Source organism: Agrobacterium sp. H141, assembly GCF_057158725.1.
On the sequence record NZ_JBXENI010000002.1, the window covers coordinates 122605 to 137488 of the forward strand.

Annotated in this window: 12 protein-coding genes and 1 pseudogene; 10 read left to right on the forward strand and 3 right to left on the reverse strand. The window is 57.7% G+C overall.

The features are described from left to right. Positions 1–298 precede the first annotated feature (298 nt). Together ACWPM9_RS20780 and ACWPM9_RS20785 are read left to right on the forward strand one after the other, a co-directional pair. Positions 299–1327: a helix-turn-helix domain-containing protein gene (locus ACWPM9_RS20780; protein ID WP_484757793.1), complete on the forward strand. Its 1029-nt coding sequence runs from the start codon at positions 299–301 to the stop codon at positions 1325–1327. A gap of 58 nt (positions 1328–1385) precedes the next feature. Continuing rightward, positions 1386–1460 (forward strand): annotated as a pseudogene (locus ACWPM9_RS20785) (IS6 family transposase); the annotation flags it as partial. A gap of 35 nt (positions 1461–1495) precedes the next feature. Here ACWPM9_RS20785 and ACWPM9_RS20790 read toward each other — a convergent pair. Together ACWPM9_RS20790 and ACWPM9_RS20795 are read right to left on the reverse strand one after the other, a co-directional pair. Then, entirely contained in the window at positions 1496–2419 is a 924-nt protein-coding gene (locus ACWPM9_RS20790) for an agmatinase (RefSeq protein WP_484757794.1), read from the reverse strand. A 52-nt stretch (positions 2420–2471) separates the two neighbouring features. After that, the gene (locus ACWPM9_RS20795; protein WP_484757795.1) at positions 2472–3086 is read right to left on the reverse strand and encodes a recombinase family protein; all 615 of its coding nucleotides are present in this window, start codon (positions 3084–3086) and stop codon (positions 2472–2474) included. A 125-nt stretch (positions 3087–3211) separates the two neighbouring features. On the opposite strand from ACWPM9_RS20795, the gene ACWPM9_RS20800 reads away from it, so the two are divergent. From ACWPM9_RS20800 to ACWPM9_RS20830, 7 genes are all read left to right on the forward strand, one after another. Further along, a complete protein-coding gene (locus tag ACWPM9_RS20800; protein ID WP_484757796.1) occupies positions 3212–6097 on the forward strand; it encodes a Tn3 family transposase in 2886 nt (961 codons plus the stop codon). Between the two features lie 173 nt (positions 6098–6270). Further along, entirely contained in the window at positions 6271–6936 is a 666-nt protein-coding gene (locus ACWPM9_RS20805; RefSeq protein ID WP_484757797.1) for an NUDIX hydrolase, read from the forward strand. Between the two features lie 274 nt (positions 6937–7210). Then, positions 7211–8401, forward strand: coding sequence for an ABC-three component system protein (locus ACWPM9_RS20810; protein ID WP_484757798.1), 1191 nt, complete (start codon positions 7211–7213; stop codon positions 8399–8401). Continuing rightward, positions 8385–8897, forward strand: a complete 513-nt coding sequence (locus tag ACWPM9_RS20815) for a three component ABC system middle component (protein ID WP_162751762.1) — start codon at positions 8385–8387, stop codon at positions 8895–8897. Before ACWPM9_RS20810 ends, ACWPM9_RS20815 begins: the two co-directional genes overlap by 17 nt. Then, the gene (locus tag ACWPM9_RS20820) at positions 8894–10828 is read left to right on the forward strand and encodes a DUF3732 domain-containing protein (RefSeq protein ID WP_484757799.1); all 1935 of its coding nucleotides are present in this window, start codon (positions 8894–8896) and stop codon (positions 10826–10828) included. The genes ACWPM9_RS20815 and ACWPM9_RS20820 overlap by 4 nt, the downstream gene beginning before the upstream one ends. A gap of 3 nt (positions 10829–10831) precedes the next feature. Continuing rightward, positions 10832–11389 carry a hypothetical protein gene (locus ACWPM9_RS20825; RefSeq protein WP_484757800.1) on the forward strand — a complete coding sequence of 186 codons (558 nt, stop codon included), beginning with the start codon at positions 10832–10834 and terminating at the stop codon, positions 11387–11389. Then, positions 11386–11790 carry a hypothetical protein gene (locus tag ACWPM9_RS20830; RefSeq protein WP_484757801.1) on the forward strand — a complete coding sequence of 135 codons (405 nt, stop codon included), beginning with the start codon at positions 11386–11388 and terminating at the stop codon, positions 11788–11790. The genes ACWPM9_RS20825 and ACWPM9_RS20830 overlap by 4 nt, the downstream gene beginning before the upstream one ends. A gap of 48 nt (positions 11791–11838) precedes the next feature. Here the strand turns inward: ACWPM9_RS20830 and ACWPM9_RS20835 are convergent, their stop codons facing one another. After that, positions 11839–12978 (reverse strand): RHE_PE00001 family protein, encoded by a 1140-nt coding sequence (locus ACWPM9_RS20835; protein WP_484757802.1) that lies wholly within the window; start codon positions 12976–12978, stop codon positions 11839–11841. Positions 12979–13168: 190 nt separating this feature from the next. Between ACWPM9_RS20835 and ACWPM9_RS20840 the strand changes: the two genes are divergently transcribed. After that, positions 13169–14320, forward strand: a complete 1152-nt coding sequence (locus ACWPM9_RS20840; RefSeq protein ID WP_484757803.1) for a site-specific integrase — start codon at positions 13169–13171, stop codon at positions 14318–14320. The last annotated feature ends 564 nt before the right edge of the window (positions 14321–14884 follow it).

The following is a 14884-nucleotide window of genomic DNA, read 5'->3' on the forward strand; positions in this document are numbered from 1 at the left end:
TCGCTGGAATTGCATCAGGTTGGGGCGGCCAGGATGATGACGCGCCGGGACCTTACGTCCTCACCGAGAGGCATTGGATCGGACGCCGAGACCAAATGCAGCAGAAAGGTTTTCATGGATTGAAAGGAATTTTTGCAAAATGTGCAATTTCGTTGACGCTGCGTGCAATCGCAATCAGCCCTTCCCTAGATTGCTGGCATTGGGCACCAAGATCCGGTTACGACGCCGCCTGCACCCCATGCGAACGCATGCAGGCCAATTGGCCACCTGAAGCTTGACGTGGCGAAGGACAGAGAACTTGAGCGCACAGTTGACCGGTGGAAAGTCCAGTCTGATACCGAGAATGGTGTTTTCCACCACTGCCGTGGATAGCCGTCACCAATTGGAGATTTGGCGAGAATTCCACACGCAACTTATCGAATCCGATGCCCTGTCTGAAGACAAGACGAGTTTCAACGGGACCGTTGAAGCGTTTAACCTGGGTGAAATCCAGTTCAACCGCTACAAGCAGGCGGCGGCCGAGTTTTCCCGCACGAATGGACATCTGCGCACCGGGGAGATGGATCACTTCGTTTTCAGCGTGGTGCGGAATGGGCAGGTCGATTTGGCAGCGGGTGACAGGACTGTCACGGCGAAAGCAGGCTCTCTTGCCCTTTTGTCATCCGCCCAGGCCTATTCCGGCAAGATGGGCGAGACCGAATACACCAACATCTTCCTCGCGAGAGATGATTTCTGGGACATTGCGCAGGATTTGGACAGAGCATCGTTTCAGCTCTTCGAAGGTCCCATGGCATCGATCCTGAGCACATTCATCGTGTCCGTCGACGACCAGATCAACAAGCTAAGCATTGCGGAGGGCAAGAGCCTCAACGATGCCTTTGGCACGCTACTGAGAGCGGTCATCCGCCAGGATGCAAGATCTCTGGAAGAGGCAGATTCGGCCATCGGCGGGACGCAGCTCGAGTTGGCGCGCCGCTTCATCAATTCCAATCTGCAATCACCCCATCTGTCAGCCGATCGCGTCAGTTCGGAACTCCGTATTTCCAGACGGAGGTTGTATTATCTTTTCGAGCAATATGGCGGCGTTGCCAATTACATCAAAACTCGGCGCTTGGCCGCCTGCTACAAGGCATTGGTCGCTGTCGATGGAAACGAACATATAGGCTCTGTGGCCTACAGGTTTGGCTTCACCAACCTTTCTTCATTCTACCGGCAATTCAAGGAGCAATATGGTTTCCGCCCAAGTGAAGCGCGCGTGGCCCACGTAAGTGGCTACACGGCCGCGGACAGCGATTTTCAGACGCTCGCGGACTGGCTCGTACGCTGAAGGCTTCGGGGCATCGTAAAGTTAACCAGACTTGGAATTCGGTCTGCGATGAATGGGCATGACCGACCGTGATCCGCTCTACCGCCGCCATCGTTTTCCCGCTGAAGTTATTGCCCACGCGGTGTGGCTCTATTTGGGGTCGTTTGCGGGAGAGGGCGAAAACCTACGCTAAGCTTTTAGGCTAACCTGCCGAACGATAGAACCTATTGCATTGACGATAATGCGCGCCGCGGTCATAGCGGAGGTTCCGTCGATATCTGCTGGTGGGTAGAGCTCCACAAGATCCAACCCGACAATACGTGCCCGCTTGGTAACACCGCTGATCAGATCGATCACCTGCGTGTAGGTGAGGCCTCCCGGCGTCCGCGCGGCCACGCCCGGCATTATGCTGGGATCGATGCTGTCACAGTCGAGGGTGATGACGACACGCGCATCCTCCGGAATTTGTTGCAGAGCGGCTTCAACACCATGGTTATGAACCTCGCGTGCGGTGACAAAACGGCTGCCATAGCGGCGGGCCGCTTCGATGTCAGTTATGCGCGCGCTGCCGACGCTACGTAGCCCGACTTGGACGATACCGGCGACATGCGGCATCTCGCTTGCCCGCCGCATTGGGCTGGAATAACCATAGCGTTCACCATTCACTTCGTCGCGCCAATCGATGTGGGCATCGATCTGGAGAACCCAGATCGGCTCGTCATCTGCAAAAGCGGCGAGAAACGGAAAGGTCACAGAACAATCCCCGCCCAGGAGGATTGGGACGGCTCGTAGTGCGAGGATCTCACGCGTCTTCGCCTCAATTACGGCCCTGTTGCCGACATTATCCTGCATGGTTGTAGGGATGTCGCCAGCATCAATGCATGAGATTGGCCCGCCATCGAATAGCGGACCGCCGAGATCGAAATCCCAATGCTCGATCAGCGGCGCATCTTCGTGGCTGGCCGCGCGTATGGCGTTAGCAGCCAAAACGTACCCACTGCTATCTTTACCGGGGTACGTGCTGCCATGACCTGCGCCGAAGATCACCACGCTTGGCGTTTTGCCATCAGAAAGGTGATCGGCAAAGCCGAGAAAGGAATTTGAGACGTTCATTTCTGTTACCCTGTAGCACTGAAGCGGATGCATGCGCGGAGAGCTTGTGCTCTTACATCAAGCCGAGAACTCGCTTTCCATAATCTCTGAGTTCGCCCTTGGGGCCGACATATCGGTAGAGGGTGACGCGCTCGATACCAAGTTCTTTGCACAGATCAGAAACGGGTGTGTCGCGTTGTGCCATAGCGGCCTGTGCGAGACGCACTTGCGCTTTGGTGAGGGCGAACTTTCGGCCACCTTTCCTGCCTCGTGCTCTTGCCGCGGCCAGCCCCGCCATGGTGCGCTCGCGGATCAGGTCCCGTTCGAACTCGGCCAGGGTGGCAAAGATGCCGAACACCATGCGACCAGATGCGGTCGTGGTGTCGATCTGAGCGCCCTTCCCGGTCAGTACCCGCAGTCCAATCTTGCGCTCTGACAAATCCTTCACCGTGTTGACGAGATGGGCAAGCGACCGTCCGAGGCGATCGAGCTTCCAGACCAAGAGCACATCGCCAGCGCGTAAGGATTTGAGGCATGCGGCCAGACCAGGCCGATCATCACGACTGCCGGAGGCGCGATCCTCATAGATGTTGTCCTGGTCGACGCCGGTAGCGCGTAGGGCGTCGTGTTGCAGGTCGAGGGACTGCGAGCCATCGGCCTTGGAGACGCGGGCATATCCAATCAGCATGTTTCTTAAACGTTGGTTTGAGGCAGTATATCGGACGCGAATGTTTTGCTGGCTAGAATTGTATCTCAACCAGCTTCATAAACAAAGCATCTTAAACATGATCAAATTTTGAAAAAGGAACATAAATGCCGCGTCGCGTCACTCTCACGGTTCGGCAAAGGGATGCGCTGTTGCGCCTGCCGACCTCGCAAGCGGATTTGCTGAAGCACTATACTCTTAGCGATGAGGATCTCGGTCACATCAGGCAACGCCGGCGCGCTCACAACAGATTCGGCTTCGCCTTGCAACTGTGCGTCCTCCGCTATCCCGGCCGGGTGTTGGCTCCGGGTGAACTGATACCGGCAGAGGTCATTGATTTTATCGGAGCGCAGCTCGGCCTCCATGCCGACGATCTTGTCGAATATGCTACCCGTGAGGAGACGCGGCACGAGCATCTTTCCGAACTGCGGGCACTCTATGGATTCCGCACCTTCTCCGGACGTGGTGCGCGTGATCTGAAGGAATGGTTGTTCCGCGAAGCCGAGATGGCGGTGTCGAACGAGGATACAGCCATTCGCTTCGTGACCGAATGCCGTCGCACGCGCACAGTTCTTCCCGCGACATCGACGATCGAGCGGCTTTGCGCAATGGCTCTGGTCGATGCTGAACGACAGATTGAGACAAGAATTGCCAGTCGCTTGTCGCAAGAAACTAGGACGCCATTGTTAGCGTTGCTCGAAGATACCGTTAACGACCGCGTAACTCGGTTCGTCTGGTTGCGGCAATTCGAGCCAGGCTCGAACTCATCGTCTGCCAACCGGCTGCTCGACCGGATAGAATATCTGCAACGCGTCGTTCTTCCCGATGATTTGCTGGCCGGTGTCCCAGCCCATCGCGTGACACGTCTGCGTCGGCAAGGCGAACGATATTATGCTGACGGCATGCGCGATCTTCCGGAGGACAGGCGGCTTGCAATTCTGGCCGTCTGCGCGTCGGAATGGCAGGCAATGCTTGCCGACGCCGTGGTCGAAACCCACGACCGGATCGTCGGCAGGCTCTACCGGGCGTCGGAACGGATTTGCCAGGCGAAGATCGCCGACGAAGCAAACGCAGTGCGCGACACCCTGAAATCTTTCGCCGAAATCGGTGGAGCCTTGGTCGATGCACAGGATGATGGCCAGCCGCTGGACGATGTTATCGCGAGCGGATCAGGCTGGGACGGCTTCAAAACCCTTGTCGCGATGGCAACCAGGCTTACCGCCACCATGGCGGACGATCCCCTCAACCATGTGCTGGACGGCTATCACCGCTTTCGCCGTTACACTCCTCTAATGCTGCGCCTGCTCGATATACGAGCTGCGCCAATCGCGTTGCCGCTTCTGGAGGCGGTAACGGCCCTGAGCACCGGTTTGCACAATGCCTCGCATACAGCCTTTCTGCGGCCGAGCTCGAAATGGCATCGGCATCTTCGTGCCCAGGCGGCTGGCGATGCTCGCCTCTGGGAGATTGCGGTGCTGTTCCATCTGCGTGACGCGTTCCGCTCCGGAGATATCTGGCTGGCCAGATCCCGGCGCTATGGCGATCTGAAACACGCACTCGTGCCGGCGCAAGCTGTGGCGGAAAGCGGTCGTCTCGCCGTGCCATTGCGGCCGGAGGAATGGTTGGCGGACCGACAAACTCGCCTTGATGTCCGGTTGCGCGAGCTTGGTCGCGCCGCTCGCGCGGGCAGAATTCCCGGTGGTTCCATCGAAAACGGCGTCCTTCATATCGAGAAGCTCGAAGCCGCCGCGCCCTCTGGTGCCGAGAATATGGTTCTCGATCTCTACAAGCAGATCCCGTCTACGCGGATTACCGACATCCTGCTTGAGGTGGATGCTGCAACCGATTTCTGCGAGGCCTTCACCCATCTGCGCACGGGAGCACCCTGTGCCGATCGGATCGGACTGATGAACGTCATCCTCGCGGAGGGGATCAATCTCGGCCTTCGGAAGATGGCAGATGCTACTAATACCCACACCTTCTGGGAATTGATCCGCATTGGGCGGTGGCATGTCGAGGGCGAGGCCTACGATCGGGCGCTGGCCATGGTGGTCGAGGCGCAGGTGGCGTTACCTATGGCGCAATTCTGGGGCGCGGGTGTCTCGGCATCGAGCGACGGGCAATTCTTCGCAGCGACAGAGCAAGGCGAAGCCATGAACCTGGTCAACGCGAAATACGGCAATACGCCGGGTGTGAAGGCTTACACCCACGTCTCCGATCAATACGCACCGTTCGCTACCCAGATGATCCCCGCGACAGCGAGCGAAGCCCCCTATATCCTTGACGGCCTGCTCATGAATGATGCTGGCCGTCATATCCGCGAGCAGTTCGCTGACACGGGAGGCTTCACCGATCACGTCTTTGCTGCATGCGCCATTCTCGGCTACCGGTTCGCTCCTCGTATCCGGGACCTGCCATCCAAACGGCTCTATGCGTTCAATCCATCGACAGCACCAGCGCATCTGCGCCCTTTAATCGGAGGCAAGATCAACCAGGCCATGATCGAACGCAATTGGCCTGACATTCTGCGTATCGCCGCCACCATTGCAGCCGGAAGCGTTGCGCCAAGCCAGATCCTGCGCAAACTTGCCTCCTATCCGCGGCAAAACGAACTGGCCACAGCCTTGCGGGAAGTTGGCCGCGTCGAGCGGACCTTGTTCATGATCGACTGGATTCTGGATGCCGATCTGCAACGCCGCGCCCAGATCGGTCTCAACAAAGGCGAAGCGCATCACGCGCTGAAACGGGCTATCAGCTTCCATCGGCGAGGCGAAATCCGCGACCGTTCGGCGGAAGGGCAGCACTACCGTATTGCCGGCATGAACCTGCTCGCCGCCATCATCATCTTCTGGAACACCATGAAGCTCGGCGAAGTCGTCGCCAACCAGAAACGAGCCGGAAAGCCGTTATCACCCGATCTACTGGCCCATGTCTCGCCGCTCGGTTGGGAACACATCAATCTCACCGGAGAATATCGTTGGCCGAAACCTTAGCGTAGGATTCCGCCCCCTCCCGCAAACGACCCCTTTAACACCCCGAAACGCTACCCTTCGCAGCAAATCACCCTACGAATGTAATCATTAATTTGCATTTTGCAAGTTGCTCTTTGCATTTTAAGATGCTTGCCTCTAGAGTAGAGGTTGTCGAGTTTCGCTAGGAGGCATATTTGGTAAGCAAGGATTTTCCCCGACCGATCGTGACTATCGATATTGCTATGCTAACACCAAGGCAGGGGGAACTTTGCGTCGCGCTTCTGCGACGTTCTGCTGAGCCATTCGCGAACGCGGATGCGCTAATAGGTGGCTATATACACACGGATGAAGATGCCGACGCGGAGGCCGCGGTTCGACGAATACTTCTCGCAAAGTCCGGACTCGAAGGGATCTTCTTTGAACAGTTAAAGACATTCGCATCCGCCACACGCGATCCTCGCGACTGGTCAGTGTCGATCGCGTACTTTGCACTGCTACCCGAGGGCCAGCTTGAGTCATCTGAGATACTGTCGCTCAAGCCCGCGACAGCACCAGGGCAGCTTCCCTTCGATCACAATGATATCATCAAAGAAGCCCTCAACCGCCTTCGGAGCAAAGGGGCGTATTCAACCATTCCTGCACGGCTGTTGCCGGAGGTTTTCACTATGTCCGAGCTGTTGTCTATCTACCAGACAGTCTTAGGTGAGCGTTTGGACCAGAGCGCGTTTCGCCGCAAAGTCCGTGAACTCGATTTGCTTGAAGAAATACAAGGCGAAAAGCGGCAAACGGAAAGCGCTCGCCGGCCGACGACGCTCTATCGACTTAAAAGGCCTGTGTCGGTGTTCGACCGAAGATTGTAAGTCCGGGCGCCGCTGTTTTTCGGTCACAAGTCGTCGCTCAGGACCTGGCAAAGGCTCCCCGGGTGTGAGCGAAGGTTGTGGGAAGCCGATTTCTCATCGGGGCCCAGTGGCGGCCGGTAGTTAACACAGCGGCGGATTCGGCAGCATGTAATGATGGCTTTCGCGAAAACATATTGAAATAAATCGCCTAAACGCCCGGAGATTGTATTTCGATCTGGCATTTTCTGCGGAAATCAAATTACTTTGTACGAGAGCGCTTTAGGGGGAGAGAAGCTTGTCAGAGGCCAACCAGTTCAACGCATCCGGTTCCCTTGCTGGCTACCTCTATCAATGCAGACTGGCCTTGCTTCTCGCGATACGCGAAATGAAGGTCAAACCGAATTGCCATGTCTCGATTGAAAAGTTCGACGATATTGCTTTTCACGAGGAAGATCTGGCGCACTTTGTGGTTCAGGCCAAGCACCATATCGGCCCAAAGGACGTTACCGATAATAGCGTCGATATCTGGAAAACCCTTAGGATTTGGATTTCGCAACTGAAGGTGGGCTCCTTCTCGAATGCCGATACTCGACGGTTTCTGATCACAACTGCGACGGCGCCTGCTGATGGGGCGCTGGCTATGCTGCGTGCTAGCTGCGGACCTGAGGGTCGCAAAACAGCAAAAGAGCGGCTTGGGGCTGCCGCCCGAGCATCGACCAACAAGACATCGGAGCCCGGCCGTAACGACTTCCTTGCGCTGACCGACGAAGAGGTCGACGTGCTGCTCGCCTCTATTATCGTATTGGATGGCGCGCCGGATCTGCACAATGTTTTCGATGAGGTCGAAGGGGAGCTTCGTATGCTGTCGGCCAACTCGGCAGACAAGGTCGCGCAGTCGCTTGAAGGCTGGTGGCTCGGGGCGGTTGCGAAGCGTCTCGTCGGAGTCGAGACCTCGGACATTCCGGTCCAACACATCGCGATTAAAGCACAGGAATTCGCGGCACTTTATGGGCCAATCGGCCTTCCTGTCAGCGATCCCGCCGAGTTCGGTGAGCGACCCTACTCAATCGAGGATGAAGACGAAACGTACGTTAAACAGATGCGCCTCATCCAGCTATCGGACAGGGCGATAAAGCGCGGAATCCAAGATTTCTACCGGTCGAATACCCAACGATCGAAATGGGCGCGAGAAAACCTCCTCCTCGACGGCGACGTTACTCGATTTGAAGCCAAACTGCAGGATTCCTGGGAACGCAAATTCGAGGAAGAATGCGGCGAGGCGCAAACGGCCGACGATGATTCAAAGAATGCGATGGGCCGCAAGGTCTTCCATTGGGCAAGCCAGCAGCAGATCGAATTTCGCAATGTGATCGAGACCTGGATCACCGCGGGATCGTTCCACGGCTTGGCGGATCGGGTGAAGGTGGGCTGGCATCCGAACTTCCTTGATCATCTTACGGTTGGAGCTGATGATGGCGCGGCTTGATCCTTGGACTCGACGCCCGCCTGAAGAAGCGAACCTTTTCGGTCCTTCATTCCTCTGCGCGCTGTCCCACGAGTTTTTGCGCGACCTCACCAAGGATGGCCGCGAAGGCGCATCGCTCTTTTTGCTGATCCTCGCGCTATCGACTGCCCTGCACCGTAGCAGCCGGGAGCGGCTGCCCTATTCAACCGTCACGTCACTTTATGCCTGGGTGCAGGAAAACGAGGATCTACTCATTGGGTTTGCCTCGAGAGCCCAGAATCTCACGCCCTATCTGAAGGAGGCGATACTCTTCGGACTGGCGACAAAAACGATCACTGTCGATGACGCGGGGAATCTCCGCCCCGGGGAACGCCGAGCAACCTTTCCCAAATCATTCTTGGACGATACCACCGCAGAAACCAAAGAAATCATAGATAGATCGAAGTTCATGGGTAGATGGCTTGCAAAATCTGGATCTGAAACATCAGTCGCGGCGGCTCTGGGAGTCCGCCCATGAGTTTCATCATCAAGGCAATCGTCGTTTATAGCCATTCCGGCGAACAGCAAATCGTGCCGTTTCGTGAAAGCGGCTTGAACATCATCACGGGCAAATCCAAGACCGGCAAATCAGCGATCATTGACATCGTCGACTACTGTCTTGGTCGCAGCAGCTACAATGTTGCCGAGGGAACGATCCGCAAGAAGGTGTCGTGGTTCGGTCTGCACCTTGCAAAGGGCGAGGACGAGGTGTTCATCGCCCGGGACAATCCAGGTCCGGGCGCCGGCACGGGCTCCAAGGTGTTTTTCCGCCGCGGTAAAAACCTCACTTATCCCTCCCTCGACGAGATCACTAAAAATACGACCGGGGAAAGCCTCAAGGAATTCGTGACGCGATTTGCGGGGATCCAGGAGAACGAGCACCGACCGACTTCAGGCACCCGCCCACCACTGGAAGCTGATATCGGGCACGCGCTTTTCCTCTGCTTTCAGAAACAGAACACCATCGCCAGTCAAGACCAGCTCTTCCACCGGATGAACGAGCAGTTCTTGCCTCAAGCGATGAAGGACACCCTCCCCTACTTTCTCGGGGCCGTGGATGAAGATCATTTCAGGCTTTTCGCGGAGTTGGACGAACTTCAAAAGAAGTTGCGTCTTCTGGAGGCTCAGCAGGCCAAGCATGTGCAGGCAGTCGAGGTCAGCCGGTCGCGGTTGACGAGGATCCTGAATGAAGGAAAGAAGGTCGGACTCATCCGCCAAGACTATCAGGCTGTGGACGACAGTGTTTTCGCCTTCCTGGCAAGGACCGGAGAAAGTGCTATCGATCAACCTGACCTGACTTCCGATTTCGGCGAGACGATCGCGCGCCTGCGCGGTGAACAAAGCACGCTGCAGGAGCGACTAGGAGACCTCAATCAAGACATTCGCGCCGCGCGCGCCTTCTTCTCCGATCAGACCGATTATTCCCGGGAGGTCAGCGAACAGCGATCCCGCTTGAAGAGCATCGAGCTGTTCAAGAACGATATTGAAACGCCGGAACAATGCCCCTTCTGCGATTCTCATCTGGAGTCCCCTATTCCCCGCGTTACCCAAGTGCGGGAGTCTTTGCGGCGGGTCGGCACTCAGCTGGAAGGTCTCTATCGCGACAACCCCCATATTCAGCGGCACATCGCAGATCTCGAAGGCAAGATCGGCCAAGCCACCGACAGTTTGAGGCTGGTTCAAAGGGAGCTGCAGCGCGCGGTTCTCGATGATGAAGCCGCCAAAGCCCGCCAGGACCTGATCGTCTCGCGCGGCCGATTTCTGGGGCGACTTGCAGAATTTCTTGAATCGATGGCGCCAGATCGAGATAACGCCGAACTTGCAGCGGACATCGAACAAGTGAGAGGTTTGATCGCCGCGGTTCGCTCACGCATCAACAGTGACGAAATAGAATCCCGCCTGCAGACGATTCTGAGTTTCATCAGCCAGAAGATGACCGACTATTCAAGCCAACTCGATCTGGAGCATAGCGGCAGCTCGCTGCGCTTAGATGTCAAGAAGCTCACGGTGGTGGCCAATACTGTCGATGGACCGATCCCGCTCAATCGAATGGGAAGTGGCGAAAACTGGGTCGGCTATCACGTCCTCAGCCACCTCGCGATCCACTGGTGGCTGCGCGAGCGGGATCGCCCCGTGCCTGCCTTCCTCATTTTCGACCAGCCAACACAGGCCTACTATCCGCCGGACATTTCTGAAGGTGGTCTTGAGCAGATCGAGAAGGATGCTGACAGGGCGGCCGTCAAAGCCCTATTCAAGCTGATGGCCCATGCTTGCAAAGAGATCAAGCCGAACTTCCAAGTAATCGTTCTCGATCACGCGCACCTCGCTGACGATTGGTTTGAGGACTCTATCGTCAGGGAGTGGCGGGGAGATAGCGCACTCGTGCCATACCATTGGCCGGAAGGATAAACGATGCCGGAAATTCCCGTAAACTTTAATTTTCATCTGTCCGACGATCATGCTGCGACTATTGCTGACACACTGGGCTGTGTCCCAGGAGATGTAGGAGAGATCCTCCAGCTGTATGCGCCGGCCGCTCTAAGAGAGTATGTTGAAATGTTCGCTGGTCAGGCCCTTACAGGGGTGTCAGATATGCGCGAGCGTCGTTTGGCGGCAATCCTACGTGCGTTGCCTCCCGAGAGCTTTCCAACAGACGAGCGCATCGCCCGTCTGTTTAATCTGACCAGCTTGCAAGGCCGAGCGCTTCTGCGCACAACGCTGTCCCGACATCGGGCGCGTCTGAAAGATACAATGGAGGCGGCGGCCCGCCGTTTCATCGCAGCTTGTGAAGGTGAAGATGGCTCTGAGCGAGTCGCACGGTTTCCAAACGCTGTGGTGATCGAAATGCTCAACGCTCAGCTGTCTGCGGCCGATGCCCCGCGCAGCCCGATTAGGCGTAAACCCGGAACGTTTGACACATATCTAGTGGCAAATGGTGCCCTCATTGAACTCCAGAATCTTTATCCATGAGCACCTCCGACCATTTGTCTGACGCCATCTCTGCGGCAAGCCTGGTACTCGCCGTCCTTGCCGCTCTCTACACTCTCTGGCTCCCGGCAGTAACAGCTGCACTTGATCTAAAGCCCGCTTCCGACCCTGACGATCGAGGACCTCAGCGGGGGAAGATTGTGAGTGCTGTATTGAGCAAGGCTTTGCCTCTTGCCCTTGCGGCCATAGCTTCAATCGCAATACTGGCGCCGCGCGGCGCCGCGATCATCGTTGAAATATGGCACCATCACGCCGAGTGGGCGTTTGACGACGTCAAAGCAATGTTCGTGCTCACCCTCGCCCTCATGCTGCTGCTAACCATTGTTTCGGTGACGCAACTCATTCGGCTTGTCGCTAAGCACGTTGAAATGTCTCGTTCGTAATTCGTGCAAATCCGTTCTAAGCGCCTTGGTCGCACTAGAGACATCGCTTCAAATCACACCCCACGCCCGAAACCTCCCCCTCCCCGTCATCTCCCGCAAGCCCAGTTCCAACACGATCCGCCGCGCCGCCTGCGGCGTCATTTCCAGCGTCTCCGCCACCATTTTTGCCGACACAAGCGGCTTTGCCATTACCAGCTCGATCAACTCCGGCAGTTTTGACGACGTCCTGCGTCCGTCCAGCTTCCGCTCCATCATTTTTCGCGCCAGCGCCAGACGATCGTGCTCCTTCAGCCCGATCTCGGCGGCCGCGACCAGGCCGTGGGCGATGGCCAGCAGCCGAGTTTCCCGATCGCGATGCCGGCGCCGACCGACGGGAATGGTTTTGAGGCCAAAGTTGATGGCAGAGAGATGACCACCTGACGTGATGCCCGCCTGGCGCAGGACCGAGGCGGAAAACAGCCGGCCGAGCCAGGGGGAGTGCTGCAGCACCGAAAGCTCGTTCCATGCATCGAGGGCGACGATCGCCTGCAGCACCGCCGGTAGTTCTTGGACCTGGCGCAACACGCCGCGCCACTCGTCCAGCCGCGCGTCTTCGTCCCAGTCGAGATCGTAGATCATCGGATCTCTTTCGGCCCCGCCGCCGCGGTCGGGCCGTGTGGCGCTCGCGATCGCCGCCTCCGATCGTGCGAGCACGGCATCGATGGCAGCAAAGTCGACGCCGGGAAGATCTTCGCCGCCGTCCGAGTGTTCTCCCTCCCCTACCAGATCCATCGCGACGTCGCGCCGGGTCCCGCCGCCCTCCTCTACCTCGCCGGCGTCAATCGACGTGATCTCCCCGTTTTTTCGGAGTGTCCGAATGCCGTCGGCCGACAACGCCCAGCCGGGGAGATGGGCGGCAATGCGCCGGCGGGTGCGCAGCACGTCGCGGGCGATGGTCAGCTCGTGGGTGGGTGTGCGAATATCCTTCGTGGCGTCGTGGAGAACCAGGTCTTCGAGATGGACGAGTTCGCCGTCGATCCAGAGTGAGGCGCAGGCGTCGGTGAATTGGGACCGTTCGATCCACCCTTGCCCGACCGGTGAACGGGCGATGCGCTCGTCCAAACGCGTGAGAGCGATACCGGCGTCAAAAGCCGGCCGCATCAGGGCTGTCATACTGATTTTCGTGAGATCGTAAGTCATTGAAATCATGGTTAATGAATTCTTATAAGAACTCTATTTAAATATTCCAGTTCGCCACATGGTATGATCGCAGGTTGGCGCTCTAACAATCGATAAGTAACCCTTATCGGAAGTGATTGATTTCGAGTCGCAAATCAGAAAAAATCCGGTCAATCCACGGTCCCTCGGCCGTCAAAAACCGCTGATCCGGAGCATTACTGTGGCCAAATCAGACAATTCCAAGAGCGCCGTCGATCGCCGCGCCGACGAACTCGACACCATCGCCAGCGTGCTGCCGATAGACCGTCGCGACGAACTGGCCGAACTGCTGACCGACCAGGACATCGAAACCTTGCGCCATCTGGTCAATGAGGGCATGGGCGAAAACACCCTTCGGGCGCTGACCTCCGATCTTGCCTATCTACAGGCCTGGTCGCTGGCGGCAACCGGCGCCTCCCTCCCCTGGCCAGCGCCCGAAGCCTTGGCCCTCAAATTCGTTGCCCACCATCTCTGGCAGCCCGAACAGCGCGAGGTTGATCCTCAGCACGGCATGCCGGCCGCCGTCGAGCAGAACCTGCGCGAACAAGGTTTCCTTCGCTCGTCGGGGCCGCATGCGCCCGACACGGTGCGGCGGCGGCTCGCCAGCTGGTCGACGCTGACGAAATGGCGCGGGCTCACCGGGCCCTTCACCTCCCCTGCCCTGAAGTCTGCCATCCGACTGGCTGTCCGCGCGACACCCCGCCCACGAAAACGCAAGAGTGACAAGGCCATCACAGGCGATGTGCTGTCCAGGCTGCTCGCCACCTGCGGCACAGACAGCCTCCGTGATATCCGTGACCGGGCAATCCTGATGGTGGCGTTTGCGTCTGGCGGTCGCCGTCGTAGCGAGATTGCCGGTTTACGCAGGGAACAGCTCACCGCCGAGCCCCCCATCCCCGTCGAAGGCGGCCCTCCCCTCCCCTCTCTCTCCATCCATCTGGGTCGCACCAAAACGTCAGGCGCTGAACACGACGAGATCGTTTATCTGACCGGTCGACCGGTGGATGCGCTGAATGCCTGGCTTGCGGTTGCCAAAATCGAGTCGGGGAGCATCTTTCGAAAGGTCGATCGCTGGGGCAATGTTTCCAAGCGCGCGCTGGAACCGAGTGCGGTCAATGCGATCGTCAAACAGCGGGCGGCCCAGGCGGGGCTGAATCCTGCAGAGTATTCCGCACATGGCCTGCGGTCTGGCTATCTGACTGAGGCATCCAATCGGGGCGTTCCCCTACCTGAAGCGATGGAACAGTCGCGACATCGCTCGGTGCAACAGGCTTCGAGTTATTACAATAATGCAGACAGACGCAGCGGCCATGCGGCGCGTCTCTTGGATTGACGGAGCGAGTTCAAGTCTCGCTTGTCGATAGGAGGCAGGCAACACGCCATCGCCTTGCTCGCTGCGCAGTCATGGTGCCAGTGCACCCGCAAGAGAGGTTTACCTAGGCCCCGTGCGGCATCTGGCAGCGCTTGCAATCCGATGTCGTGATCGGCATGAAATCGTTCGCACCAGTGGCTGTTTCCCCCACCTCCTATGCAGCCTGTGAGACACAGGATCGCTGCCCAGCACAATTCATGGGCGGACTAACTCGGCAAACCATTACCCCGCCGCCCATGCTTCGGTGGCTCGCCTGTTTCCGCTGAGCCCCATTGGACGGCACCGGCAATTGCCACACCGGATCGCTAGCGTACAGACACTGCCTGGAAAGGTTTCGCAGGTCCCAACACTCAGGAGCCCGAGCGGCAACGCAGACGAAAAGATAGCATGAGAAAAATTCAATAGAAACAGCTGCTTACTCCAGTGGTCAGTTGACCACAGTGCGGCATGGTCGATCCGGCCGTTTATCGATCGACGCAGATGCCTTGTCCGAACTCGCCCCGCAACGCTCTCTTGCCCCCGACG

Excerpts from the sequence above, each read along its gene's own strand:
- ACWPM9_RS20825 (WP_484757800.1), top strand. The coding sequence starts at position 10,832 with ATGCCGGAAATTCCCGTAAACTTTAATTTTCATCTGTCCGACGATCAT.
- ACWPM9_RS20820 (WP_484757799.1), top strand. The coding sequence starts at position 8,894 with ATGAGTTTCATCATCAAGGCAATCGTCGTTTATAGCCATTCCGGCGAA.
- ACWPM9_RS20815 (WP_162751762.1), top strand. The coding sequence starts at position 8,385 with ATGATGGCGCGGCTTGATCCTTGGACTCGACGCCCGCCTGAAGAAGCG.
- ACWPM9_RS20795 (WP_484757795.1), bottom strand. The coding sequence starts at position 3,086 with ATGCTGATTGGATATGCCCGCGTCTCCAAGGCCGATGGCTCGCAGTCC.
- ACWPM9_RS20800 (WP_484757796.1), top strand. The coding sequence starts at position 3,212 with ATGCCGCGTCGCGTCACTCTCACGGTTCGGCAAAGGGATGCGCTGTTG.
- ACWPM9_RS20835 (WP_484757802.1), bottom strand. The coding sequence starts at position 12,978 with ATGATTTCAATGACTTACGATCTCACGAAAATCAGTATGACAGCCCTG.
- ACWPM9_RS20790 (WP_484757794.1), bottom strand. The coding sequence starts at position 2,419 with ATGAACGTCTCAAATTCCTTTCTCGGCTTTGCCGATCACCTTTCTGAT.
- ACWPM9_RS20830 (WP_484757801.1), top strand. The coding sequence starts at position 11,386 with ATGAGCACCTCCGACCATTTGTCTGACGCCATCTCTGCGGCAAGCCTG.